General features: G+C 58.2%; 16 protein-coding genes. 2 read left to right on the top strand and 14 right to left on the bottom strand.

The features are described from left to right. Positions 1 to 19: 19 nt before the first annotated feature. The 11 genes from M3089_RS04935 to M3089_RS04885 form a co-directional block, all read right to left on the bottom strand. Positions 20 to 1,117, bottom strand: a complete 1,098-nt coding sequence (locus M3089_RS04935) for a GmrSD restriction endonuclease domain-containing protein (protein ID WP_249082091.1) — start codon at positions 1,115 to 1,117, stop codon at positions 20 to 22. 2 nt (positions 1,118 to 1,119) lie between these two features. After that, a complete protein-coding gene (locus M3089_RS04930) occupies positions 1,120 to 2,277 on the bottom strand; it encodes an adenine-specific methyltransferase EcoRI family protein (RefSeq protein ID WP_249082087.1) in 1,158 nt (385 codons plus the stop codon). A gap of 727 nt (positions 2,278 to 3,004) precedes the next feature. Beyond that, the gene (locus tag M3089_RS04925) at positions 3,005 to 4,294 is read right to left on the bottom strand and encodes a DUF1593 domain-containing protein (protein ID WP_249082084.1); all 1,290 of its coding nucleotides are present in this window, start codon (positions 4,292 to 4,294) and stop codon (positions 3,005 to 3,007) included. Between the two features lie 551 nt (positions 4,295 to 4,845). After that, a complete protein-coding gene (gene guaA, locus M3089_RS04920; RefSeq protein WP_205108893.1) occupies positions 4,846 to 6,390 on the bottom strand; it encodes a glutamine-hydrolyzing GMP synthase in 1,545 nt (514 codons plus the stop codon). Positions 6,391 to 6,692: 302 nt separating this feature from the next. Further along, positions 6,693 to 7,451 carry a sugar phosphate nucleotidyltransferase gene (locus tag M3089_RS04915; protein ID WP_205108894.1) on the bottom strand — a complete coding sequence of 253 codons (759 nt, stop codon included), beginning with the start codon at positions 7,449 to 7,451 and terminating at the stop codon, positions 6,693 to 6,695. Positions 7,452 to 7,465: 14 nt separating this feature from the next. Further along, positions 7,466 to 9,028, bottom strand: a complete 1,563-nt coding sequence (locus M3089_RS04910) for a RapZ C-terminal domain-containing protein (protein ID WP_205108896.1) — start codon at positions 9,026 to 9,028, stop codon at positions 7,466 to 7,468. Between the two features lie 483 nt (positions 9,029 to 9,511). After that, positions 9,512 to 10,099, bottom strand: a complete 588-nt coding sequence (locus M3089_RS04905; RefSeq protein WP_249082083.1) for an aminotransferase class IV family protein — start codon at positions 10,097 to 10,099, stop codon at positions 9,512 to 9,514. Beyond that, positions 10,083 to 11,069 carry an aminodeoxychorismate synthase component I gene (locus M3089_RS04900; RefSeq protein WP_249082202.1) on the bottom strand — a complete coding sequence of 329 codons (987 nt, stop codon included), beginning with the start codon at positions 11,067 to 11,069 and terminating at the stop codon, positions 10,083 to 10,085. Before M3089_RS04900 ends, M3089_RS04905 begins: the two co-directional genes overlap by 17 nt. A gap of 321 nt (positions 11,070 to 11,390) precedes the next feature. Then, positions 11,391 to 14,360, bottom strand: coding sequence for a DUF4450 domain-containing protein (locus M3089_RS04895; protein WP_249082080.1), 2,970 nt, complete (start codon positions 14,358 to 14,360; stop codon positions 11,391 to 11,393). Positions 14,361 to 14,746: 386 nt separating this feature from the next. Then, complete coding sequence (gene groL, locus M3089_RS04890; RefSeq protein ID WP_205108902.1) at positions 14,747 to 16,378, bottom strand: chaperonin GroEL; 1,632 nt, start codon at positions 16,376 to 16,378, stop codon at positions 14,747 to 14,749. Positions 16,379 to 16,414: 36 nt separating this feature from the next. Beyond that, entirely contained in the window at positions 16,415 to 16,687 is a 273-nt protein-coding gene (locus M3089_RS04885) for a co-chaperone GroES (protein WP_249082077.1), read from the bottom strand. A 719-nt stretch (positions 16,688 to 17,406) separates the two neighbouring features. Between M3089_RS04885 and M3089_RS04880 the strand changes: the two genes are divergently transcribed. Next, the gene (locus M3089_RS04880; RefSeq protein WP_205108906.1) at positions 17,407 to 18,705 is read left to right on the top strand and encodes a threonine/serine exporter family protein; all 1,299 of its coding nucleotides are present in this window, start codon (positions 17,407 to 17,409) and stop codon (positions 18,703 to 18,705) included. Positions 18,706 to 19,035: 330 nt separating this feature from the next. Then, positions 19,036 to 20,436, top strand: a complete 1,401-nt coding sequence (locus M3089_RS04875) for an undecaprenyl-phosphate glucose phosphotransferase (protein ID WP_249082074.1) — start codon at positions 19,036 to 19,038, stop codon at positions 20,434 to 20,436. A gap of 142 nt (positions 20,437 to 20,578) precedes the next feature. On the opposite strand, the gene M3089_RS04870 is transcribed toward M3089_RS04875, so the two are convergent. From M3089_RS04870 to M3089_RS04860, 3 genes are all read right to left on the bottom strand, one after another. Then, positions 20,579 to 22,618, bottom strand: coding sequence for a TonB-dependent receptor (locus tag M3089_RS04870; RefSeq protein ID WP_249082072.1), 2,040 nt, complete (start codon positions 22,616 to 22,618; stop codon positions 20,579 to 20,581). Then, positions 22,573 to 23,157, bottom strand: a complete 585-nt coding sequence (locus M3089_RS04865) for a hypothetical protein (RefSeq protein WP_249082069.1) — start codon at positions 23,155 to 23,157, stop codon at positions 22,573 to 22,575. Before M3089_RS04865 ends, M3089_RS04870 begins: the two co-directional genes overlap by 46 nt. A gap of 123 nt (positions 23,158 to 23,280) precedes the next feature. Beyond that, positions 23,281 to 24,147 (bottom strand): winged helix-turn-helix domain-containing protein, encoded by an 867-nt coding sequence (locus M3089_RS04860; protein WP_249082068.1) that lies wholly within the window; start codon positions 24,145 to 24,147, stop codon positions 23,281 to 23,283. Positions 24,148 to 24,639: the final 492 nt, after the last annotated feature.

Genomic DNA, 24,639 nt, shown 5'->3' with positions numbered 1-24,639 from the left:
TTACACAAGCCGAAGCACCTCAACGCCCTCCCTTTCGGCGGTTGCAGTCGCGGCAGAGCATCTGGCAGTTGTCGGCCACGGTGCGCCCGCCGTCGTGCCACGGCGTGATATAGTCGCCCTCCATGCCCGACAGGTCGAAATGCAGGCCGCACGAGGGGCAGATGCCGTGCTGACGCTCGTAGGCCTCGCGCTTCATGCGGGGCGTAAAGGCGCGTATGCTCAGCTGTCGCTCGTCGCCGGAGAGCACGTAAGGGTAGACGCCGGCCTTGCGGCTTACGTCCTCATCCTCCATCAGCGCGGCCACGCGGGCCTCAAGTTCGGTTGCGCTGAAGTCGCGTTCCTTGTATTTATCGTATAATACGCCCCAGCCAACGTCTTTCATTTCGCGGCGCACACGGGGAAAAACCGACTTTATCCACGCCACCACGCGCTGGAAATACTGCCACTCGCGGTCGGCGTTCGTGTCGCGCTGATGCCGCGCCATGTATGCCGCCACGTCGCCGCCGCTTATCCATCCGAGCACCGTGTGGAGCACGTCCTGGCGTATTGGCGAACCTTTCACGTAGTCGCCGCCCAGTTTCATGGCCACGCAACCCGTCTTGCTGAACTTGCGTTTCAGCTCCGTGACCCACTCGCCGCAATAAATAGCGTTCAATATCTCCTGCCCGGTGAGCTTCTCCCCGGCTATGTTGATGGTTTGAAACCACTCTATGCGCTCAGAGTCTGTGCCGCCCGTGCAGATGTAAACCATCAGATTGTATCCGAGAAAACGCTCGCGCTCATCGCTGGTCAGGTTGTCGTAGCCTTTCAGGTTGCCGTCGAGGTCAACAAAAAACTCCCCGGCAAAGTAAGAGCAGATGCTCATCGTGCGCTGCTGCCCGTCGAGAAGCTCGTAGGCCTCATCCCCGGTCTCAACCCAATACATCACGTTCAGCGGGTAGCCCTTGAACACAGTGTCTATCACCGCCATCTTTTGCTTGTCGTCATAAACAAACTCCCGCTGGTACTTCGGGCGGATATTCAGTCGCCCGCCATATCCCGTCACGCCCTCCTCGTCGTTGTTTGTGAACCCCTCAACGAGCTGACGGATGGTTATTCTTTGCAACTTTATTTCCATTTCTATATGCCGTTTTTCTTCCTGCGTATCAATATCCGCTTATATTCCGAGTGCACCGTGCGCCCTTCGGCGTTTCGGTAGAAAGTCTTTTTAGTGCCTTCACCTGCCATAACAGCGTTCTCATTTGTTTTCCGCCCCGATGCCCCAGTGGCTCTTCCGCTGCTTCTGTTCACCTCGACGTAGTCGTCATAGCGGCGCATGTCGGGCACAAGGTCGTGGCATCCTATCTGGGTCAGGCCGAGAATCTCAAACTGTTCAGGGTTATATTTGTCGATAAACGTTATCGGAACGCCCATTATCCCGTAGTAATCACACGGAATGTCGGCCGTCTTGTCTACGTTTATTGCATCGTAATTATCATAAAATGGATATTCATCAGCATTGTATTTCTTGTAGAGGTCGAGCGTTTCGTGCCGCTTTTTATGGTCGATGTTGGTATACCAGACAACGCCCGAGACGCGAATCATGCCTTTGCGGTGGTCACCAGAAGTGGCCGTGTCTTCATAGCAAGAGTAAAAATGGGTGGCCCCACCCTTAAACCCGAAGCCCAACCACACTTTCCCGGCCTGTATCAGCGGGAAGAAATCTTTGTTGGTAATGGCATTCTGGCTGCCTATTATCAAAAACTTCTTGCCATACTTTATAAGTTGTGCGAGGTATTCGCGAAAGAGCGAGAACGGCGGGTTGGTCACTACTACATCCGCCTCGCGCAGCATCGCCACGCATTCAGGCGAGCGGAAGTCGCCGTTGCCATTGAGGCGGGTTAGCACGTTGGCCCGGTTGCGTATCAGCATGTCTACGTCTGCCATGTCGGTTGCCCCGTCGCCGTTGAGGTCGGGCACCTCGGTTATCACTATCTTGTAGGCCGTGCGCAGCCTCACCGGCTCCGGGTAGTCATCGAAGGGCAGCCGCAGCTCGCTGCCGGCCACAGGCGAACCGTCGTAGCAAGTGGCCACGAGACGGCGCAGCCCCCACGAGTTGAAGTTGAGGGCGAAAAACTTGAAGAAGTTGCTTTCGTAAGGATCGTCGCAGTTGCACAGCACCGACTTGCCCCTGAAAAAGTCGCGATAGTGGCGCAACTCGTTGCTTATGTCTTCGATGCTGGTGTAAAACTCATCCTTCTTTGCCGCCTTTGCGTCATGAAGATTGTTGTTTGCCATTGTCATTGATAGCCTTTGCGCACCGTGCTATCAATCACTTGGCAAGGGGAAACAAAAAAGGTGCAGACCTTTCTCTCGCGTTCACGGGAAGCCTGAGAAACAAACCCGACGTATACCAAGAATAGCCTGCACCCTATATGGGCGCAAACATCAACTTCAATGGTATACGTAGGGAAAGCCTCCCGGACTCTCCGTGAACATCGGCACTAATTTCCCGTTGCTTCAGAAATCAGTTTCTCAGGCTTTTTCTTGAACGCGAATAATAGCCAATGCTGTTGTTTATAAATGTCATTTCTGCCCTCGCCGCGCCGACGGCGGCCTCTCGCGGTCGCCCATTGTGGCCCTTGGCTCCGGGCTTCATTGCGCTGTGCGCCGGCCGCCCCGTGCTTGCCGCACGCTGCAACCGCTGCATTTGCGAGTGCAAATATACTAAATAAATGGCAAACGCGAAAGCCGCGAGGCCACAAAAAGCCCCGACCCGCACAATGTTTCACGCCCGCTTGCGAGCGGACGGAAGCGCGTCAAAAACCAACGGTGGGCAGCTTTGCACTCTGAAACGTGCCGTATTGTAAGCAACAGAGCACGGCATCAAGTCAAAGGAACAACAGGTGCATGGCGCGCAGCGGCCCAACAACAAAACGGCGGCGGCGCATCAGCCTATAGACAGATGCGCCGCCGCATTGCCCTGCCATGCCCCGGAGATGGAGAATGGCCGGCCGCCGACCGCTCACTTAAGCCACGACCAGCGCTCGCCCCAGTCGTCCATCACCTCGGTGCGCCATTTATATATTGTTGCCCCGCCCTGCAGGTAAGAGTGAAACAGCTCTGGCGAGCTCTTGTCTGTCCACCAATTGCGGCCCAGACTGTAGTCGGTGGGCCTACGTCGGCCGGGCCATGAGTTCGCTATAGTCACCGCGCCGCTCTGCACCGGGAATCCATCGACATCAGAAACGATGGTGTAAGGCAGCGTACCGAGGGTGTAAGTGGAGTATCTCACCATATAGTCACCACCGCCCACGTAGTAGCCCGGCCAGCTCTGGCGCGCAATGTTGAGCGTCACGCAGGGCCGCCCAACCATTGAGTCGGGCAGTTCAGGGCCGGCCACGTGAAACTCGATGATGGCGTAGTTCTGCACCGTGTCGGCAGCAGTAGCCGCACGTCGGAACACCACCCTCGGGCTCCTGTCACACGGTTCGAAGCTCCCGCCCCACGACTCACGGGCAGGGTCGGCCGGGTCGCCGTCCATCATGTAGAGCAATGCCGGCGTGTCGCCCATCTTGGGCCGCCCGCCCAGATACGAGCCGAAGTCGGCCCCGAGCGCCCCTGCCCTCTTGGCAAAGTAGTCATAGAAGCCCTTGTTATACTTGTCGTCCTTCTTCCCGTCGGCAATGAAAGCGCGATAGGCCACGTTGTTCTCAATGAACCACAGGTCGGGGAAGTTCTCAACGATGTACACGTAGCTGTTTATGCTCCACTTCTTGTTAGGCCCTCCAATCCAATAGACGCGTATCTTCCGGGCTATGTCTGGCGCGTCGTGCAGGGCTTGCGCCAGGTCGTCGAGGCCGCCCCACACCAGCACATACAGCGGTTTGGCGCTTTCCTTGCGGGCGCATCTCACAATCCAGTCAGAGCCTTCGGTCGCCGTGGAGTATCCGCAGAGCGGGGCAGCACCCTTGCGCCCCTGTTTCGTCACCGCGCGCAGGCTGTCGGGGTGGGCCAGCCCCGGCGCATGCTGCCTCAGCCGGGGCAGGTCGCGCTCATAGACGCCTATCATGCGGAGTATCTCATCGGTGCTGCCATCGCCGTAAGACGGCGACGACACGATGCCCTCGGTTGCGAACTCGTCGTTGTACATAAGGAAATGCGCCATCGATTGGTTGTCGTCCGGGTCGGTGCCTCCTATGTCGGTGCTTATCAGTATGCGCGGCTTCTCTGTCGGCTTCACCCTTGCCTGCACGCCTGAGCATACGCCCATCAGCAATGCGGCCATTGCCGTTAGTATGGTCTTTGTCTGCATTTTAATATAGTTTTAGTGTGTATATAATATCTGTTATCAAGCATTGATACGGCCACGCTGAGTCTTCCACAAGCTGCTATGTATGCTGCTGCACTATGAGTGCAGGCGCATGGGGCCGATTAGGCATTTGCAAGAATAGCAAAAACCAACGTAACGGCCAACTGCCCGCACATAATTTTCACATCATACGACACTATTCCGAAACTTCACAAAATCTAATTATAATGCTAAATGCAAAAGAGTTGGCCGGAATAAGCATGAGTTATCACTCAATGCCCTCGCTCTTGTAGGTAGCAGACAGCACCCCCAAAAGCTGTTGTCCGCCAAATTCGGGCTACCACAATGAATCCCAACTCCCGCCAACTCAATATAACCACCTGGCAACTTGCGGGCATTCATAATTGTTCTTGTTGCAAAACAGCATTCTCTACACAGGAACGCAAAGACCGGCAACGCCGCACGCAGCCGCGGCATAAAAAAATCCCCATGATGTGGCGGGCATAGCCCTACCGCACCATGGGGATTTTGTAAAAGCGGAAGCAGGCCGGAGGTCACTCCCACTCTATTGTCGAAGGTGGTTTTGAAGAGATGTCATAGCAAACGCGGTTGACCCCTTTCACCTTATTTATAATCTCGTTTGACACCTTTGCAAGGAAGTCGTAGGGCAGCCTCGCCCAGTCGGCCGTCATGGCATCGGTGCTGGTCACGGCGCGCAAAGCCACGGGATGCTCATACGTGCGCTCGTCGCCCATAACGCCTACGCTGCGTATGTTTGACAGCAACACGGCCCCGGCCTGCCATACCTTGTCGTAAAGCGGCTCGCCGTCTTCGCAGATATAGCTCACCAGATTGTTCAGATAGATGTCGTCGGCCTCCTGAAGGATGCTCACCCTCTCGCGAGTTATGTCGCCAAGTATGCGCACGGCCAGTCCCGGTCCGGGGAAGGGGTGGCGCTTGATGAGCCGTTCGGGCATGCCGAGCTCGTAGCCCACGCGGCGCACCTCGTCTTTGAAGAGCCACTTCAGCGGCTCGCACAGCTTCAGGTGCATGTCCTTGGGCAGTCCGCCAACGTTGTGGTGGCTCTTTATCACCATGCCCGTGATGCTGAGGCTCTCTATCCTGTCGGGGTAGATGGTGCCCTGGGCGAGCCACTTGGCATCGGTTATCTTCTTGGCTTCGGCGTTGAACACCTCGACGAAGTCGCGCCCTATTATCTTTCGTTTCTGCTCGGGGTCGGTCACACCGGCAAGGTCGGCAAAGAACTTCTCGCTCGCGTCGATGCCTATCACGTTGAGCCCAAGGCCCTGGTATGCGTCCATCACCTTGTTAAACTCGTTCTTGCGGAGCATTCCGTGGTCTACGAATATGCAGGTGAGGTTGTGGCCTATGGCCTTGTTAAGCAGCACAGCACACACCGAAGAGTCTACCCCGCCCGACAGGCCGAGTATCACCCGGTCGTTGCCAAGCTGCTCCTTGAGCTCTGCCACGGTGGTCTCTACAAACGAGGCCGGGCTCCACTCCTGGCGGCTGCCGCAGATGTCGACCACGAAGTTGCGCAGAAGCTGCTTGCCCTGGGTGGTATGGAACACCTCGGGATGGAACTGCACGGCCCACAGCGGATTTGTGTCGCTGGCGTAAGCGGCATACTTCACGCTGCCCGTAGAAGCTATTACGCGACAGTCGGAGGGTATGGCCGTGATGGTGTCGCCATGGCTCATCCACACCTGCGAGTTGGCGTCGAACCCCTTGAAGAGCGGGTTCCCGGCTTCAAACCACTGCAGATGGGCACGCCCATACTCGCGGGTATCGGTCTTTTCGACCTTGCCGCCACCCGAGTTGGCAATGAACTGCGCCCCGTAACAGATGCCAAGTACCGGCAGGCGGCCCACAAACTGGCTGAGGTCGGCCTTAAACGCCTCGGGGTCGTGCACCGAATAGGGTGAGCCGCTGAGGATGACGCCAATCACAGACGGGTCGTCTTTAGGGAACTTGTTGTACGGAAGAACCTCACAGAATGTGTCGAGCTCCCTCACGCGGCGCCCGATGAGCTGCGTGGTTTGTGAGCCAAAGTCGAGGATAATGATCTTCTGTTGCATACTATGTAATTAAAGTTATTAGCCCAACACCCGACATCGACAAGACATCAGGTTTTTAAATGCAAAGTTACAACAAAAATGCAATACCGCCAAACGGGCCGCTGTGTATTTTAGGCAGAAGCAAACGGAAATGGCACGGCAAGCCCGGGAGACGCCCGTTTGGCCCGGAAAACATGCACGCTGGCGGCTGACGCCAACCATGGCCTAACGCCCTCGAGCCCGAACGGAGCCCGCGGCCACCATGCAGCCGGCGTGAATGCTGCCTTGGCGCCATGCTGGCGGGGCGCCAAGGCCTACGGGCTTCACCCCACCGGCGCGGCCCCGGCACCGCCACCGGCGCCGGCCACAAACTCTTCGGCGGCAGCAAGCGTGTCGAGCTTGCCCACGTCGAGCAGCCTGAGTCGGGGCATCAGGCATCCGCGTATGTCGGCCTGGGCACAGGCACGGAGATAGAAATCGATGATGCCAAACTTGTCGGGAAACGGCTGCATGAGCGGAAACAGGCGGGGCGAGAACACGTGTATGCCCGAGAAGGCGTACATGCGGCACGACCGCGGGTCAAGACCTGGATAAGGACTGCGCACCTCGCCCGTCTCAATGTTTGTCCACCCTACGAGCCTCATGTCGGCCGAGAAGAGCAGATAGCGCTTGGTCTGTCGCTCGCTGACAAGCAGCGTGGCATCGGGCCCGGCCGCCGAGGCATAGAATGAAGCCAGCTGCACGTTGCTCATAATGTCGACATTGTGTATCAGTATTGGCGCATCGCCGCAGAAGAGCGGCGCCGCCTTCTTCAGTCCGCCGCCCGTATCGAGCAGCCTGTCGGTCTCGTCGGATATGCGTATGTCCATCCCGAAGTTGTCGTTGTCGGCCAGGTAGCGGGTTATCTGGCCTGAAAAATGGTGCACATTGACCACCACCCGCCCCACCCCGGCGTCGCGAAGCCCCATCAGCACCCGCCACAGCAGCGGGCGGCCGCCAACGCTCACCATGGCCTTGGGCATGGTGTCGGTGAGCGGCTTGAGCCGCGTGCCGAGCCCGGCGGCAAATACCATTGCCTGCATCCTGGCGCCGGCGCTCATGGCTGTGGGCCCTCCTTGCCCTTGCTGCGTGCCTCGAGCACAGTGGATATGCCTTGCTCGCGGTGCACTATGCGCACCTCTACGCCAAACTTGCCGTTGATGTGCTCGGCCAGATGCTGCGCGCTGTAGACGCTGCGGTGCTGTCCGCCGGTACACCCGAAGCAGAACATCAGGTCGGTGAAGCCCCGCTGCATGTAGCGGCGCACGTGGGCGTCGGCCAACTTATATACGCTCTCGAGGAAAACCAGTATCTCGCCGTCGTCTTCGAGGAAGCGTATCACCGGCTCGTCGAGCCCCGTCAGCTTCTTGTAGGGCTCATAGCGGCCGGGGTTGTGGGTGCTGCGGCAGTCGAACACATAGCCGCCTCCGTTGCCCGACTCGTCGGCCGGTATGCCGTTGCGGTAGGCAAAGCTGAACACCCTGACCACGAGCGGCCCGCGCCCGTCGTACTTTGAAAACGTGGCCGGGCCGTCTTGCGGGTGCGCCTTGTAAACGTTGGTGTGGGCCGTGCGGTAGCCGTCGGCCCTGTTGAGGGCGGGCTGCTCTATCGTGGCAAACCGGGGCAGGGCCGTGAGCCGCCTCAACATGTCCATCATATACGGGTATGGGAAGCACTTCAGGCCGAGCATCTCGCGCAGGTTTTGTATGGCCGGCGGTATGGAGTCGATGAAGTGGCGCTTCTGTTCGAAGTATCCGCGGAAGCCGTATGCACCGAGCACCTGCAGCGTGCGGAACAAGACGAAGCGGCTGAGCTGCTCTACGAAGTGGCGCACCGAGGGCACCTCGGTGTAGTTCTTCAGCGACTCGTAGTACTCGTACACCAGTTCGCGGCGCAGCTTATGCGAGTAGCGGGCCGACGCCTGCCACAGAAACGAGGCCACGTCGTAGTAATACGGGCCGCGCCGCCCGCCCTGGAAGTCGATGAACCACGGGTTGCCGCGCCCGTCGAGCATAACGTTGCGCGCCTGGAAGTCGCGGTACATGAAACTGTCGGCGCGCTCTGCCGTGAGGTCTTTGGCAAAGAGCCGGAAGTCGGCCTCGAGCTTCAGCTCGTGGAAATCGAGCTCGGTGGGCTTGAGGAAGCAATACTTGAAATAGTTGAGGTCGAACAGAACGCTGTCCATGTTGAACTCGGGCTGCGGGTAGCAGTGGCTGAAGTCGAGCCCGCGGGCGCCCCTTATCTGTATGTCGGGCAGCTCCCTGATGGTGCGCACGAGCAGCTCTTTCTCGTTGACATTGTAGCGCCCTCCGGCCTCCCTGCCACCGGCAATGGCGTCGAAGAGCGACACCGAGCCGAGGTCGGTCTGCAGGTAGCACAGCTCGTCGTCGCTCACGGCGAGCACACGCGGCACGGGCAGGCGCCTCTTGTTGAAGTGATTGCTGAGGTAAACGAACGCATGGTCTTCGTCGCGGCTCGTGCCCACCACGCCGACCACGGTGGCCCCGTCGGCATCGGCCATGCGGTAATACTCGCGGTTGCTGCCTGCCTGGGGCAGCTTCTGCACGTTGGCCGGGGCCTCTCCGGCCCACTGCCGGTATAAATCTATCAGTCTTTGCATATCTCAAAATATGTTGTGGCATTGCTGTCCATGGCAACCGCCGCCCACCTACGGCGGCGGGCGGCACAGGCCCGGGCCGGCATGGCCCGCCGGCGGCTTGCCGCCAATGCTTTGCCAATGCAAAGTTAATGCAAAATTACAGAAAAAACAAGTGGTAGGCCCTATTTTTGCGACCGTCGAAAACCATGCAGACACACCGATGGCTACAGGCATCCCGACTTGGTGCTTGCATCTTATCGCGTGTAAACAAAAGCGATTGTTTCAGGCAAATACAGCAACAACGGGCAAACGCCTGGCATCCAACGGGTTGCCAAAGCCGCCAAACAGCATTGCAAAACGGCCCTTTCGGATTGGCGAAACGGGCCATGCGGCCATGCAAAAAGGCCCGTAACGGAAAGCCGTACGGGGCGTAGGGTTGTGAGAGAAGGGGTGTTGTAAAACAAATTCAATGCCCGGCCTGCCAACCGCATGGGCACGGGCGGATCAGCGTATGCTGCCCGACGGCAGGCAACATGCGCCCCAGGGTATCATGGCATTGAAGAGCATGATGTGCGAGAAACGCGGTATGTCGGCCACTCTGATGTCGAGCTCGCCCACCACTCCGTCGCGCAGCAATGCCGCCCGCCGCGTGCCTGGCAGCAACGGATGGCGCGGCGTGAACCACTCGCGGCCGTCGCCGAAGGCCACGTTGGCTATCGACGTGTCGGCCACCATGCCGCGCCTCACGATGAGCACATCGTCGCAACCGCCCCGCAAAGCGAATGCACGGTCTATCTGCCGGCGGTCTTCAAACTTGTAGCCATAGTCTATGTCGGCCTCTACGAGGCGCAGCGTGGCCACAGGGCGCATGGCATACGGCGCATAAGTTACGCTCTCGGCACCACCGCGCCCGTAAACCACGCGGCACTTCACCCCATCCCACACGGGGTCGAGGCTCAGGATGCCGGCCAGGCTCACCCCCGGGCTGCCGGGAAAGAAGCGGGCCATGGTGGCATCTACGCGGGCCTGGTGCAGCTGCAGGTTGCACGCCTGTCCGCGCTCAACCCTTATCGTCTCAATAAACCGGCACATACACTTTTTGCTTCATCTCTTCATACTCTGAGAGCAGGTCGCTCTTGGCTGTTATGCCGCCACCGGCCTTGAAGCAGAGCTCGCCGCCGGCACCCTGCTCCACATAGCGTATCATGACCGCGCTGTCTACCATCCGCCCGTCGGAATAGCCCATCACGCCGGTGTAGAAGCCACGCTCGTAGGTCTCGGCACGGCTTATTATCTCCATGGTCTTGCGCTTTGGCGCCCCCGTTATCGACCCGGCGGGCAACAGCGAAAACAGTATCTGCCCCATGCGCCGGCCGTAGCCCGGCAGCAGGTCGCCGCATATCTCTGAACTGGTCTGGCATATCGGGCCGCGGTTGGTGTCTATGCGCTCGCAATAACGGTAGCGGGCCACACGCACATTGCCGGCCACCATTGACAGGTCGTTGCGTATCAGGTCGACAATGGTGGCGTGCTCGGCGGCCTCTTTCACATTGTCCATCAGCTCGCGCTCGGCTCCCGGCTTCGACAGGCTGGCTGTGCCCTTCATGGGATACGACCGTATGACGCCGCCGTCGATGCGCACAAACGACTCAGGCGAGAAACATACGAAACGGTCTTTGAGCCAAAGCCTGTAGCGGGCATCGGCGCAAAGGAACATCTCGAGCAGGGTCATGTCGGTCTCTAACGGCACGCGGCAGGTGTAGTTGACAAGGTAGCTGTTGCCTGCCTTGATATTGCTCACAACGGTGTCGAAGCCACGCCGGTAGTCGTCGAGGCTCTCGGGGGTGTAGCCCCACTGCGGCGCCGACGGCCTGCGGCGGCGCTTGCCGGCGCCATTGCCCGTGCCGCCGAAGTCAAACATGCACTCGGCGGCATCCACGTCGGCCACGGGCTCTACGTAGGCGCGGCTCCCGTCGTAGTCTATGATGAAAAGGAATGGCGTGCGCTCAGCGTAGAGCGCATCGATGCGACTGATGGCATCTTGCCTGCAAAGCTGCTGCATCATGACGCCCTGTGTGTGGTTTTGTTACTGTACATATAGTGCAAAGATACGAATTTTCCACGATGCACAGACAGCATCCGGCGGCCATTGTATGTACAACACACTCATTTTAACCCAAAAAAATTCATTTTCCACCAAAACAACAGGCACAGGGCGCAACGTAAACAGGAATGGGCCAGCCTGAGAAAGGCCAAGCCTATGCACATCGGGCAAATGACCCGACAAAACGGCACCGCCCCCACGCACAAACAAAAACAACCGGGCCGCCCCCCGCCTTGCAGGGTGCAGCCCGGTTGTTGCATTGCGGCCCGCAGGCCGTTGTCACTGTAGCGTCACGCCCATCAGCCCTACCACCACGTCGTTGGACAACGTGCGGAGCTTTATCGACTTGAGTTTTTTCTGCCCGTCGAGCGGCATACGCAGCATCTGCGCAGCCCCACCGGGTATGGGACGGCCGTAGACTTCCTTTATGTTGAGCTCTGCACCGAAGTCGCGGCTAACCATGCCTGTGCCAAGGGCAACGCGGTACGGACGCGGGGCGGTGGTGTAGAAGGCCTTGCCGTCTACAAAATAGTCTTGCTCAATGGGGCACCAGTTGTCGGGGTTTACCAGGTGCAGCGTGTCAGAAGTGCCGTCCTTGTACTCGGCTATTACCAATGCGTTGTCTATGCGGCTCTGCATGTGGTTGGTGGAACCGGCCATCAGCAGGTAGGCCGAGGCGGCCTTGCCCTTCAACGGTATCTCTATGCTGTCGGGATAGTTGTCCCATAGCGACGTGTAGGCAATGTTGTGGCCTTCGGCCGGGGTGCGGAAGGGCACGCCGGCAACGCTGAACTCACCGTCGGCAATGAGCGTGCGGAACACCGAGTCGTTGACGTCGGCAGTCATGTCGGGATGGCACCACTCGCCCACACCCTGCGTTGGCAGTTCAAGTGAGGTGTATGGCGGGCGCGGGGAAAGATATTTGTTCTTGTAAATGTCGTCGACCTCGGAGTTGAAAAACTTGTCGATATTCACCTTCCTGAACTTGCCCGAGGTGTCGGGCTCGGCCAACCCGTATGCCACGGGGTCGACAGTGTGCTGCACGTTCTCGTCGATGGCCGGCTCGATGAGCATGGCCGGGATGGGGGTCTTTATCACCTGGTGCTTCTCGGCAGTGCCCGTTATCTCCTTGTATTTTCCCCCTCCAATGTTCTGGCGGATGACAATGCGCAACGGACGGGTGAAGTTCTGGGTGATGTCGTAAACCAACGAGTCGCCCGAACGCTTGAAACTGTATTCCATGTAGGGCGTGCGCACCGAAGCGCTGTCCCACGACTGCGGGAAGCCCGGGCGTATGAAGCAACGCCCGTTGAGCGCATCGGGCACGATGCCGAACAGGCCTTGCAGCAACGTACGGGCCGATATGCCTATGCAATCGCCGAAGTCGCGGTAGCATTCGCCACGGGCAGCATCGTAAAAGCTAACCTGGCCGAAGTTGGCCGGGCTCTGCCCGATGTACATCTGGTCCATGATATTGGCCTTCATAAGCATGAAGGCAGCTTCGTTGCGGCCGGCCTCATAATATGCGAGGGCCGTGTGCATCACCTCGGCAGCCGCAACATTGTTGATGCTCCAGGAGTAAGGAAGCCAGTTGGAGGTTGATATGGTGGAGCCATACAGCTTTCCGTCGGCAATGACTGGTATGTGGGGGATGTTGCGGTCGACGTAGCGCGTGGCCCTGTAGAACTGCTCAGGCGACCCGGCACCGCAATCGATGGGGGTGTATATCGACCATACGGCAGCGCTCTCATGCTTGCGCCCGAGACCCATGCGGTCTTCATACTCCACCCAATGCCCCTTGTCGGCAAGCCAAAGCCGCTCGTTCATTGCCTTGAGTATGCGCTCGGACTCGGCCCGGTAGGGCTCCGCGTCCTCACCGATTATCTCTGCTATGCGTGCCGCAAGCAGGTTGCCGCGATAATTGTAGGCCGACGAATGCGTGGCAGAGCCGCCGTTGTAGTACAGTGCATCGCTCGCCCAGATGCAGCAGTAGGCATCGTAGAGACCGTCGTTGTCGGGATCGAAGTTCCTCTTCTCCCACTCGAGGTGAAGCTTTATGACCGGCCACATCTTGCGCATGTAGGCAGTGTCCGCGTCATAAGAGAAGTGCCAGAGCAGCTCATCGATGTAGTTTAGGTTCATGTCGTAATGGTGCATTTGGTCGTTACGCTCCGGATTGCGGCATATATAGCCGTTGCTGTACATCTGGGTTCCCCACTTCTTCTCTGCCCTGGCAAGGTTCTTGCCCGGGTCTTGCGACGGGTGCGGGATGGTGGGAGGCACGTTTGTCACCTGGCTTTTTGCGTAGGCGTCGAAATGCGAGACAGCCCTGTCGTTCCAGCCAAGCACATCTCCAAGGTAACCGGCGCGCCAACCGGCAAGCGGCATGCGCCAACCTATGCAGCCATGGAGCCAGGTCTGGCCGTCCCAATCGCCGTCGGCTGCCATCACGAGCGCCCCGCCCAAGGTGTTGATAAACGGGTCGGGGGTGTTGAACTCAACCCTTGCGGCCATCAGTCTGTTGCGTTCCTTGGTCGCCCCGAACTGCGCCGCTGCCTCTGCCGCGGGCGTGTTGGCTATCTCAACGCCGCTTACAGTGAAATAGCTCTCGCCGCTTGCATCCCACTCGGCGGTGACAAGGCCGTCGTCATTGGGGGCGGGGGCAAAGCATCCGGGCTTGTCGGCGCCCATGTCGCCGTTGCGCCTGAGGCGCCTGTCGGCTATGTTGCACACCAAGGCCTTTACCTTCAGCGGCTTTGCAAAGCCCTCGGCACGGAACTGCCACACCGCTCCCTCGCTGTCGACTAGCGCCACCACATCTATATAAAGGGCCGCATTGCCCCACGACTTGTCTTTTACCACATATCGGCGCGAGCCCTCCGAATAGCGTGCCTCACACCATTCGGTGGCCTCGAGCGGGTATTCACGGCCATCATAGATGGCGCGGAAACGCACATTGCGGTAGTTGCGCTTCTTGTATATGGCGAATATGGGTCGGTCGCTTGTCTCGATGCGATAGTCGGTGTAGCCCCCGTAGAGAGCCCGTGTGTACTCGTTCTTGCCGTTGACGCTCACGAAGTCGCGCCCGTCGGGGCGGTATTGGAGCGAACGCTCGGTGCCCCGCTTGTCATCATTGTACGAACGTGACTCGATGAAATCGCCTATGCGCTTTTGCGCAGGCACCCCAACCGCAGCAAGAAACAATGCGGCCAATGTTGCTGTTCTCAGTGTTCTGTTGTTAGCTATCATTTTTACGGTGATTAGTTGTTAAGTCAATTCCACGCCCGCCATTACCCTCCTGCCGGGCGGACAAGGGCCGGGCGCACGCCAATGGCTTGCCATCTGCAAAGGTAACCAATAAATCCAACAAATGCAAACGAATGGGCAAAAAAGAAACCGACTGTCGTCCCGACACTCGGTTTCGAAAAACAAACTACTTAAAAACTAATCTACTAAAACAAATCAAAAAATATCCTTAATCATTTAATTACGTATTTGACAACACAAAGGTAAGCACTTTATCAATCACTTCAAAACAAAATACTGAAAAAAATGCATAAAAACGCAGATTAAAAAGAAGTGGAGGACATTTTAACCAAAACGCCCTCCACTTTGATATCTGCAGTTTGCAAATATTACATCATTCCGCCCATGCCGGCACCGCCGCCCATCGGCATTGCGGGCTTCTCTTCGGGCTTGTCAACAATGAGGCATTCGGTGGTAAGGAACATGCCTGCTATCGATGCGGCATTCTCAAGGGCGACGCGCGAAACCTTTGCCGGGTCAATCACGCCAGCCTTGCGCATGTCTTCGTAAACGCCTGTGCGGGCATTGTAACCGAAGTCGCCTTCACCCTCGCGAACCTTCTGTACCACCACGGCTCCCTCGCCGCCAGCGTTTGCAACAATCTGGCGGAGCGGCTCCTCGATGGCGCGCTCAACGATGTTGATACCCGTCTGCTCGTCGGCATTGTCGCCCTTGAGGTCCTTGACGGCATCGAGTGCGCGGATGTATGTAGTGCCACCGCCGGCCACTACGCCCTCCTCGATTGCAGCGCGTGTGGCGCAGAGAGCATCGTCGACGCGGTCTTTCTTCTCCTTCATCTCAACTTCGCTGTTGGCTCCGACATAGAGCACTGCCACGCCGCCGGATATCTTGGCCAGGCGCTCCTGCAGTTTCTCCTTGTCGTAAGAGCTTGTCGTGTTGGCAATCTCGTTCTTTATCTGGGCCACACGGTCGGCAATGCACTGCTTGTCGCCTGCTCCGTTGACGATGGTGGTGTTGTCCTTGGTTACAGTCACCTTGTCGCAGGTGCCGAGCATCTCGAGAGTGGCCTGCTCAAGCTTCAATCCCTTCTCCTCGCTTATAACGACTCCGCCTGTCAGGATGGCTATGTCCTCAAGCATTGCCTTGCGGCGGTCGCCGAAACCGGGAGCCTTCACGGCGCAAATCTTGAGCCCGCCACGCAGACGATTGACCACGAGAGTGGTCAGTGCCTCCGAATCAACGTCCTCGGCGATGACGAGCAGCGGGCGTCCGCTCTCGGCGGCAGGCTGCAGGATTGGCAGGAAGTCCTTGATGTTGCTTATCTTCTTGTCGTAGATGAGGATGTAAGGATTCTCCATCACGCACTCCATCTTGTCGGCGTCGGTGACGAAGTAGCCGCTCAGGTAGCCGCGGTCAAACTGCATTCCCTCGACCACATTGATGTAAGTGTCGCGGCTCTTGCTCTCCTCGATGGTGATCACGCCGTCCTTGCTCACCTTGCGCATGGCATCGGCAACGAGCTTTCCAATCTCTGGGTCGTTGTTGGCAGACACCGTGGCCACCTGCTCAATCTTGTCATAGTTGTCGTCAACCTTCTCGGCGTGCTCCTTGATGTAAGCCACCACAGCGCCCACGGCCTTGTCGATGCCTCGCTTGAGGTCCATCGGGTTGGCGCCTGCAGTGACGTTCTTAAGCCCGACGTTGACAATGCTCTGCGCGAGTATGGTTGCAGTTGTCGTTCCGTCGCCGGCATCGTCGCCGGTCTTGCTGGCCACGCTCTTTACGAGCTGCGCGCCGGTGTTTGCGAAACGGTCTTCGAGCTCCACCTCCTTTGCAACGGTCACGCCGTCCTTGGTAATCTGGGGAGCGCCAAACTTCTTCTCGATGATCACGTTGCGGCCTTTCGGTCCAAGCGTCACCTTCACTGCGTTTGCCAACTGGTCAACGCCCTGCTTCAACATCTCGCGGGCTTCTACGTCGAATTTTATCTCTTTTGCCATGATATTTCAAGTTTAAAAATGTCGTTTGCTGTTATGTTATTTCTCTATGACTGCGAGCACATCGCTCTGGCGCATCATCAAGTACTTCGTGCCGTCGTACTCCAACTCTGTGCCGGAATACTTGCCGTAAAGCACTTCGTCGCCCTCCTTCAGAACCATCTCTTCGTCTTTCGTACCCTTGCCTGTGGCAACGATTGTGCCATGCAAAGGTTTCTCTTTTGCCGTATCAGGGATGATGATACCGCCAATCTTCTCTTCAGCTGGTGCAGGGAGTACAAGCACTCTGTCTGCCAATGGTCTAATGTTCATAGTTCGTTTATTTTTAAATTGTTGTTTCTACCTTTTGCCTGCGCCGCATGCCATCGGCGCCGGTCACCCTTTATGTTGCCAAAACCGTGCCAAAGGTTGCGCACTGACAATCTGTCACATGTCAGCTGGCAGAAACATGACATCCGGGCTGCCGCGCCCATGGCGCCATTGGCAACAAACGGCGCACGCCACGCCCCTTTTTCCGAAACCGGCACGGCTGTAGCCACCCGCGAGCGATACATATATATAATGTATGTATGCGCCATCGGCGATGGCCGCCATTGCAAGGCGACATGAAAATAACGCCTGGCACATTTTGCGTTTTGGCCGGAATTGTATAATTTTGCAGCCGCTCTGCCCACGGGGGCGCCCGCGGCGGCAGGCCGTGGGCATGGGCGCAAGGCACTGAAACGCAACGTCCGGCCCGGTGAGCCAGCCGGCCCGGTGGCGCGACGAGGCATAGATTATTTTTTACAAACGCTGCGCCGACACCACCCCCGGCGCCGGTCGCGACCGCAATACGGCCCGTCCGGGCCTGCCGAAAAGGCCGTTTCAGGGCATGAAAACGGCCGTTTGGCAACACGAAACGGGCCGGAACGCAACCCACTGGCGCACAGGCCGTAAGTCAGGCAAGGCCATAGCGGCCAAAAAGAATTACACAACGGGCCGACAGCCCCTACGAGAGTAAACGACATAATATAAAAAATTGTATCAGGACAATGCAACAGACAACAGACCAAGACACCCACAGGCAACTGAAAGAAGCCACGCTATTCCTTGCCGAATACGCATCGACACTGATGGCCGTGGGCGCACAGACATCGCGCATACAGCTCAACACTGTGCGCATGGCACGCTCGATGGGCTACCACGTGAGCCTGCTCATCTTCCCGAAGACGATAAGCATCACCCTGCAGGACCAGGAGCGGAACCACACTTACACATACATCAAGAAGACTCCGGGCATACCGCTCAACTTCAAAGTGAACATGAAGCTGTCGCAACTGTCGTGGAACGCTTTCGACGACCGCCTGCCGCTCAATGAGCTGTGGGCCAGGCTGAAGTCGATAGCCACCGAAAAGCGAGAGAGCCCGTGGCTGGTGCTCGTGCTGGTATCGCTGGCCAACGCCTGCTTCTGCCGCCTTTTTGACGGCAACACCTTGTCAATGGCCATAGTGTTCGTGGCCACCTTCGTGGGCTTCTTGCTCCGCCAGCAGCTCACCAAGCGCGGGGTCAACCACCTGGCGGTGTTCGTCACCTGCGCCTTTGTGTCGACCATGATAGGCGTCACCGACTACATCTACTTCCACGGAGGCACCGAAGACATGTCGCTTGGCACGTCGATGCTTTACCTCGTGCCCGGCGTGCCGCTGATAAACGGCGTGATGGACATCGTTGACAACCACGTGCTCGACGGCCTGTCGAGGCTCACCAACGCCCTGCTGCTCATAATCTGCATAGCGATAGGCCTTTCGGGCACGGTGATTCTGTTCGGCATAGACCCCACTACGTTCACTTCGGTGACACGGCCCGACATAGTGTCGGCCACCATAGCCGACGGACTGTTTGCCGCCGTGGCCGCCATAGGCTTCGCAATCATCAGCAACCCACCGCGCAAGGCACTGCTCATCTGCGCCCTGCTGGCCTGCGTAGGCCACGGCGTGCGCTACTTCCTAATGCACAACGGCACCATGCCGCTCGACCAAGTGACGGCATCCACCGTGGCGGGCTTCACCATCGGACTGCTTGCCGTGCCGTTTGCCATGCGCATACATTGCCCGGCAGAGTGCTTCGCCTTCCCGTCGCTGCTGCCTATGGTGCCGGGCATGTTTGCATACAAGGCCATACGCGACCTGATTAACATCGTAAGGCTGCCCGACACCTACACGGCTGAATATGTGGCACGCTTCTTCCACAACGGATCGCTCACCGTGCTGGTGATGTTCGGCATGGTGGTTGGGTGCATAATACCTATATTCATATTCCACAGACAGTCGTTCTCGGTGACGAGAAACTGACGCCCGGCATGGGCAAGCCACCCGTGGCCGGCAACGCGACGGCGCTGCCCACACCACTGCAACAGCACAGGCAAAGAGGACAATTGCCACGGCCGACATCCGGCTTCGGCCATGGAAGAGACCGCGACAACTGTCCTCTTGTTCGCCAATAGTCACCAATACAACGCAAAAAGGCAACAACAACCTACTGAATGACTCAAAAACAATTCAAAAAGGCTACATTCTTTTGAAATTGTTTCCACTTTTTTAAATTTCAATATTGAAAATTCTTTTTTGCGGATAATCATGTTTATATTTGCCACCGATTAGGTTGAAAGAGCAAACTACATTATGAATGACAAGGTATTGAACATTCACCACAATCTCATCTTATCGGCTTTCACCGTCATGGGGGATGTGCTGATATGCATTGCCCTCTATTGCATGTTCTGCAAAGTAAGTGGTCACATCCTTGAAGACGACTTTATGCAGTCGGTTGTAGTCGTGGCCGCCATCTATTTCTCATGCGTCATCAACGGAGGAGTAATCCTCTACAAACGCAACGTCAAGGACTTCCAGGTGCCATTGCTCGTGCTCCGCAACATCATTGTGTTCACCATAGCAAGCGTCATACTGCTCAAAATAGGCGGATTCTACCTGCTTCCGCTCAACCTGTCTGTCCTTTTCCTGCTCTCGCAGCTCATCGTAGCTTCAACATTCCGCCTCACCATACGCCGAATTGTAAAGGCTTACCGCACCAAGGAGGAGCATAAGCACCACGCGGTGCTGCTGGGAAGCAAAGAGAACATACGCGCGCTGTACGACGAGATGGTTAGCGTGCCTTACTTCGGATACGCCGTCGAGGGCTACTTCGACTACGAGCGGGCATCCAACATGCCCGAGTCTTGCCCTTACCTCGGAACGCCCGACGACGTGGTGGGCTACCTGCAGAAACACAGCGAGGTGCATGAGCTTTACTGTTGCCTTACGTCTCGGCACAAAGACGACATCATTCCGATAATACATTACTGCGTCAACCACCTCGTACACTTCTACAGTGTGCCCAACGTAAGCAACTACCTGCACCACCGCATGTACTTCAACATGCTGGGCAACGTGCCTTACCTCAGCCTTTACCGCGACCCGCTGGAGAAAGTGGAGAACCGTGCCATCAAGCGAACGTTCGACATCCTGTTCTCACTGGCGTTCCTTTGCACCATCTTCCCGATAGTGTTTGTCATCGTGTTCATCATTACCAAGCTCACCATGCCCGGCCCGGTGTTCTTCAGGCAGAAGCGTAACGGAATCAACGGCGAGGAGTTTTACTGCATAAAGTTCCGCTCGATGCGCGTCAACGCGCAGGCCGACACGCTCCAGGCCACCAAGGACGACCCGCGGAAGACCAAATGGGGCAACATAATGCGCAAGACAAACATCGACGAACTGCCGCAGTTCATCAACGTGCTCAAGGGCGACATGAGCATCGTGGGGCCCAGGCCGCACATGCTGAAGCACACCGAAGAATACTCGAAGCTGATAGACAAGTACATGATGCGCCACTTTGTGAAGCCCGGGATTACCGGCTGGAGCCAGGTGACGGGCTACCGCGGCGAGACGAAAGAGCTCTGCCAGATGGAAGGACGCGTCAAGGGCGACATCTATTACATAGAGCATTGGAGCATCTGGCTCGACATTTACATCATCTACAAGACCGTCGCCAATGCGATAAAAGGCGACGAAGAAGCATATTGAAGGCAAAAAGGCCCACGTAAAGGCATAAAGGCAAAATGGTGGAAAGGCAGCAAAGCCGCGCCAAAGGCGGCTTTGCTTTATCACTTCACCTTGCCTCTATGCCTTTACTTGTGCCTTTTCCTCCCTTTACCCTTCCACAGTTTTACCTTTCATTTTGTTCGTTCCCCATTGTCCAGCTTACGCTGATGCCGAGCAGGTTTCCAAGGTTGCCATTGCGCCTCGTGGTGCTTTTGCCGACGAAACGGTTCACAAGCTCCGTTCGTTCAGACATTATGGTGTTGCGAAACGGGTTCTGCCAATATGCTGCCAAAGTGAAACGGCCCAGCCGGCAAGATGCCGTCATGCTGACCGAACCGCCCTGCTGGCCGCGCCTTTCGCCCTCCATAAACCTCCATCCGTTGTCGGCAGCAGCCGTGAGCGTCAGTTTGCCGAAGTGTGCGGCCAGCGACACCCCTCCGTTGAAGGCCGTATAGAAGTGGCGGTAGTCGGCCCCGATGTTGATGAAGCGGTAAACCCCGCCGTTGGCCGCAACCGAAAGGCGCCGCTCAATGATGTCGGCCCGGCAATAGCCCGACACAGACAGCATGCTGCAATGGCCGTCGTTGACCTGCGTCTTTACAAAAACCGCGTTGCCCGCGGCATACGCATGGCGTGAGTAACGCTCCATGTTGCAATCGTGGTTTACCCTGAGAGAACCCTGCAACGAAGCAGACAACCGCACGCCGTCGTACGAAAGGCGCAGCGACTGCTCCACCCTGCGGTATGGACGGAGCCCCGGGTTGCCCGCCTCGACCTCCATGCTGTTTACTCTCACGACAGCGCTGCCGGTGGCGGCCATGCGCGACATATACTCCGACAGCTCTATGTCGTAGCTCAGCTTCAGCCCCATGGTCAACGGGCACTGCACCGTCAGCTTAGGCCTGAGCAGCGTGAAACGGTGCGCCGAGGCGTTGCGGCGGAAGTAATATGTGCTCAGGCCTATGCCGGCAACATAGTCGACACGCCACAGGCTGCCCTTCAGTTGGGCGAAACCATAAATGTCTGACACGCGCGAACGGTCGGCGGCATCCACGTCGCCGCCATAGTCAATGGCGTCATAATGCTGCGAGCATACCATGCCCGCCGTCACAACGAACGGCCCAGGCCGGCTCTCGGCCACCGCCTCGGCGTCGAGCCGGTAGCTGCGCCCGTGCAGATGGTAAGCGTATGGCGAGCCCTCGTCGTAAGAATAGTCGCGCCGGCTGTCGGCCATTGAGACGGCCGCGCTCACCGTAAGCCGTGTCTTGCTGCCAAGGCTTGCATCGAGAAACACGTCGGCCACGGGCGTGGCACGGCGCTCGGCCGACAGCATCGACGCCCCGGATGCCACGTTACCGTCGGCCACAACGCGGCGGCTGTCGTTGTGGGGCGTGCGCTCAATGTCGGTGCGAAGCCTCGCCTGAAAGGCCAGCACACTGTCGCGGCGCATGCTGTAAGCGAGCCCCACGCTGTGTGAAAGTGTTGTCATCAGTCCGTCGGCGTCGCTCCTGACAATCGTCCGCAGCGTGTTGCCGGGCATCAGGTAGCGGGCCGTCTCCTCGGTGCGCGCCCCGTCGAACCTCGTGTAGCCCATGCCATAGTCTACGCTCACCCGGCTCGTGCCCCGGCTGGCCCTCGCATACACGCTGTTGCGGCCCACCGCGGCAGTCACGGCATTGGAAAGGCGCGCCCCGGCGCCATATCCTGCCACCGGCACGCGCACAATGAAATTGACCACCCGCCCCACCTCGCGCCCGTGGCGCACGCCCGGCGAATCGGTATACTCTATGCGCAGCAGGTCGGTCGGGGCAACCTGAAGCAGGTCGTAGGCCGAAGCCTTGACGCCATTTATCCTCAACTCCACTCCGCCACGGTTGTCGAGCGGCGTTATTGTGTTGCCAACCTCGTCCACCCTGATGCCGTTCAGGCCCGCCCTGGCCAGCACTGCATAGAGCGATGCCGACGCCTCTTTCTGCCACTGCGCCGGGTATATCGCCACGCCGCCGGCCCTGCTCACCACCCGCGCCCCCTCGACCACTACCTCGCGCAGCCATAGCGAGTCGGCCTCTTGTGCCCCGGCCGCCACTACCGGCGCCAGAGCCATTGCCAACGCAAGCCTCACCCCCATGCCCTGCCTCCTCTCTGCACTGCCGGCTTGGCCCATGGCTGCCAGCGGTCTATCATTGCAAAGAGTCGCCCGAGGCTGTCGCGGTATTCCTCGGGATAGCTCAGGGCATAGCAAAACCACAGCTTGCCCGAGCGCACACACTTGGTGTAATGGCGGTAACCGCTTATCCTTGCGCTCCCCTCATAGAGCGGGCCGCTCAGTATGTAGGCCCCGCCACCGACCGGCCTGGGCCTCGAATGCAGCAGGCGGCCCATTCGCCGAATGTCGCACACGGCGGTATTGTCGGGCCCGACGGCCCTCGTCACGTAACACTCAAGGCTGATGTTGGTCCAGCTCTCATGGCAGAAGCGGGCATAGCCCTTGCCTGACGACGGCGCATTGCGGTCGGGCCTGAAGCAGGCGGGATAGGCCACGGTATACCCAAACAGCCCGTCGGTGTAGGTGAGCAGGTCGGCCTTGTACATCTGCTCGCGCAAAACGTCGGCAAACGGCCTCAACCTTGTGCGCGGCCTCACTATGTCTATGCACGAGGCAGCCGCCACTACGGAAAGAACAATGATAAAAAATGCCTTCATATCTTCACAACGATAGTCTATTGCAAAGATAGCAAGCAAAGGAAAAAGAAAAGAAACATGGCGCCGACATCTGCCTGACAACGCACAGGCAGAAATCTGACACAAGTCTGACAATGGGGCCAACTACCTGTCGGTCAGCCTGTAAGCCCTGCCGCGGTCGCTCTCTATGCGCAGGCTGCTGCGCTGTTCGACCACACAGCGCAACCGCCTTATCAGCGTGTAAAGCGTGTCGGAGGCATCGGGTTTCTTAGGCCAGAGCGCGTCGCATATCTCGCGGTGCGACAGGCTGTGGCCCTCGGCAGCGAAGAACATGGCCAGCAGACGGTGCTGCATGGGCGTGAGCCGCACGGGCTCGCCGGCAGCGTCGACAAACAGGGCGCCGTCGGCCGAGAGCTCAAGCCCGCCATAAGCCACGGCACGCGCCCGGCTTAAAGAGGCGCGCCTGCGGCCGGCCGCACAACCAAAAGCCCACAGCAGGGCCGCGGCAAACAGCGCCAGGGGCAGCCGCTGGTCGGACATGGCCAGCACCGACGCCGCCGAGCAACCGGCACAACCGCGCAGCGCCACGGCAGAAGCTCCGTCGGCCGAGCGCAACACCACCGCATCGGTGGCTATGCCGCCACCGCCGGCCACCGCCGGCCCGACGCCGCTGCCCGGCCCGCCCACAACGCTCACCTGCAGGTAGGCACTCTCGCGCAAGCGCCCCGAGGCAATGTTGCGGCGGAAGGTGGCATCGTCGACCCTCATCACCACATTGCCCCCGGCAGCGGCCTGCAGCCCCCGGAATGTCCTAATCGTGTCGTTGGCTGCATAGTAAGCGCCCTTGGCGGCTATGGTGTCGGCCAAAGCCCGGCGCAAGTCGCCCTCAACAAGGTCGGCTGTGGCGCAATAACTGCCCACGCTGGCCATGGCCGACGACCCCACGAGGACAATAAACACAATGACGGGCACTCCGTGTGCCAATGCTTTCTTGATACGGCTCAGTCTCATCTTGTGGTAGTTCTTAATGCACAGCCTTTGCCATTGCGCATCTCCCTGGCGCACAGCACATTGCAAAACGGGCCGAATCGCTATGCCAAACGGGCCGTATTGGCCGCCCAAACAGGCCGTTTGGCAATGCAATATGGCCCGTTTGGCCCGACGCCAAGGCCGGGGCCTCATTGCGACACGGAGCGCATGCCATTGGCAAAAGGCTGATACAAAGATACGAAAAAAGCCCCTCCGCCATGTCTTCGGCCATTATTTTAACTCGATTTAACCCGACACCGATGCCTGTAATAGGCGAAAAAGATATAATTTTGCAGCCAAAACAAACCAATATATGCCCAACCCCACGGCCCGGCACAGCGCGGCCCGCGGGCAAAAGGGCCAAGAACCGGCATTCAGGATACAACTACACAAAAACAAAACCAAGCCAAACCATCCGGCCTGCAGCCCACAGGCACGGGTTGCCCGCGCCACGCCGTCAAGGCCACGCGGCAC

Origin of the sequence: Marseilla massiliensis (assembly GCF_023336985.1) — a bacterium.
GTDB lineage: Bacteria > Bacteroidota > Bacteroidia > Bacteroidales > Bacteroidaceae > Prevotella > Prevotella intestinigallinarum.
Note: the sequence above shows the minus strand (reverse complement) of the source record. Positions and strands in the feature narration are given on the sequence as shown.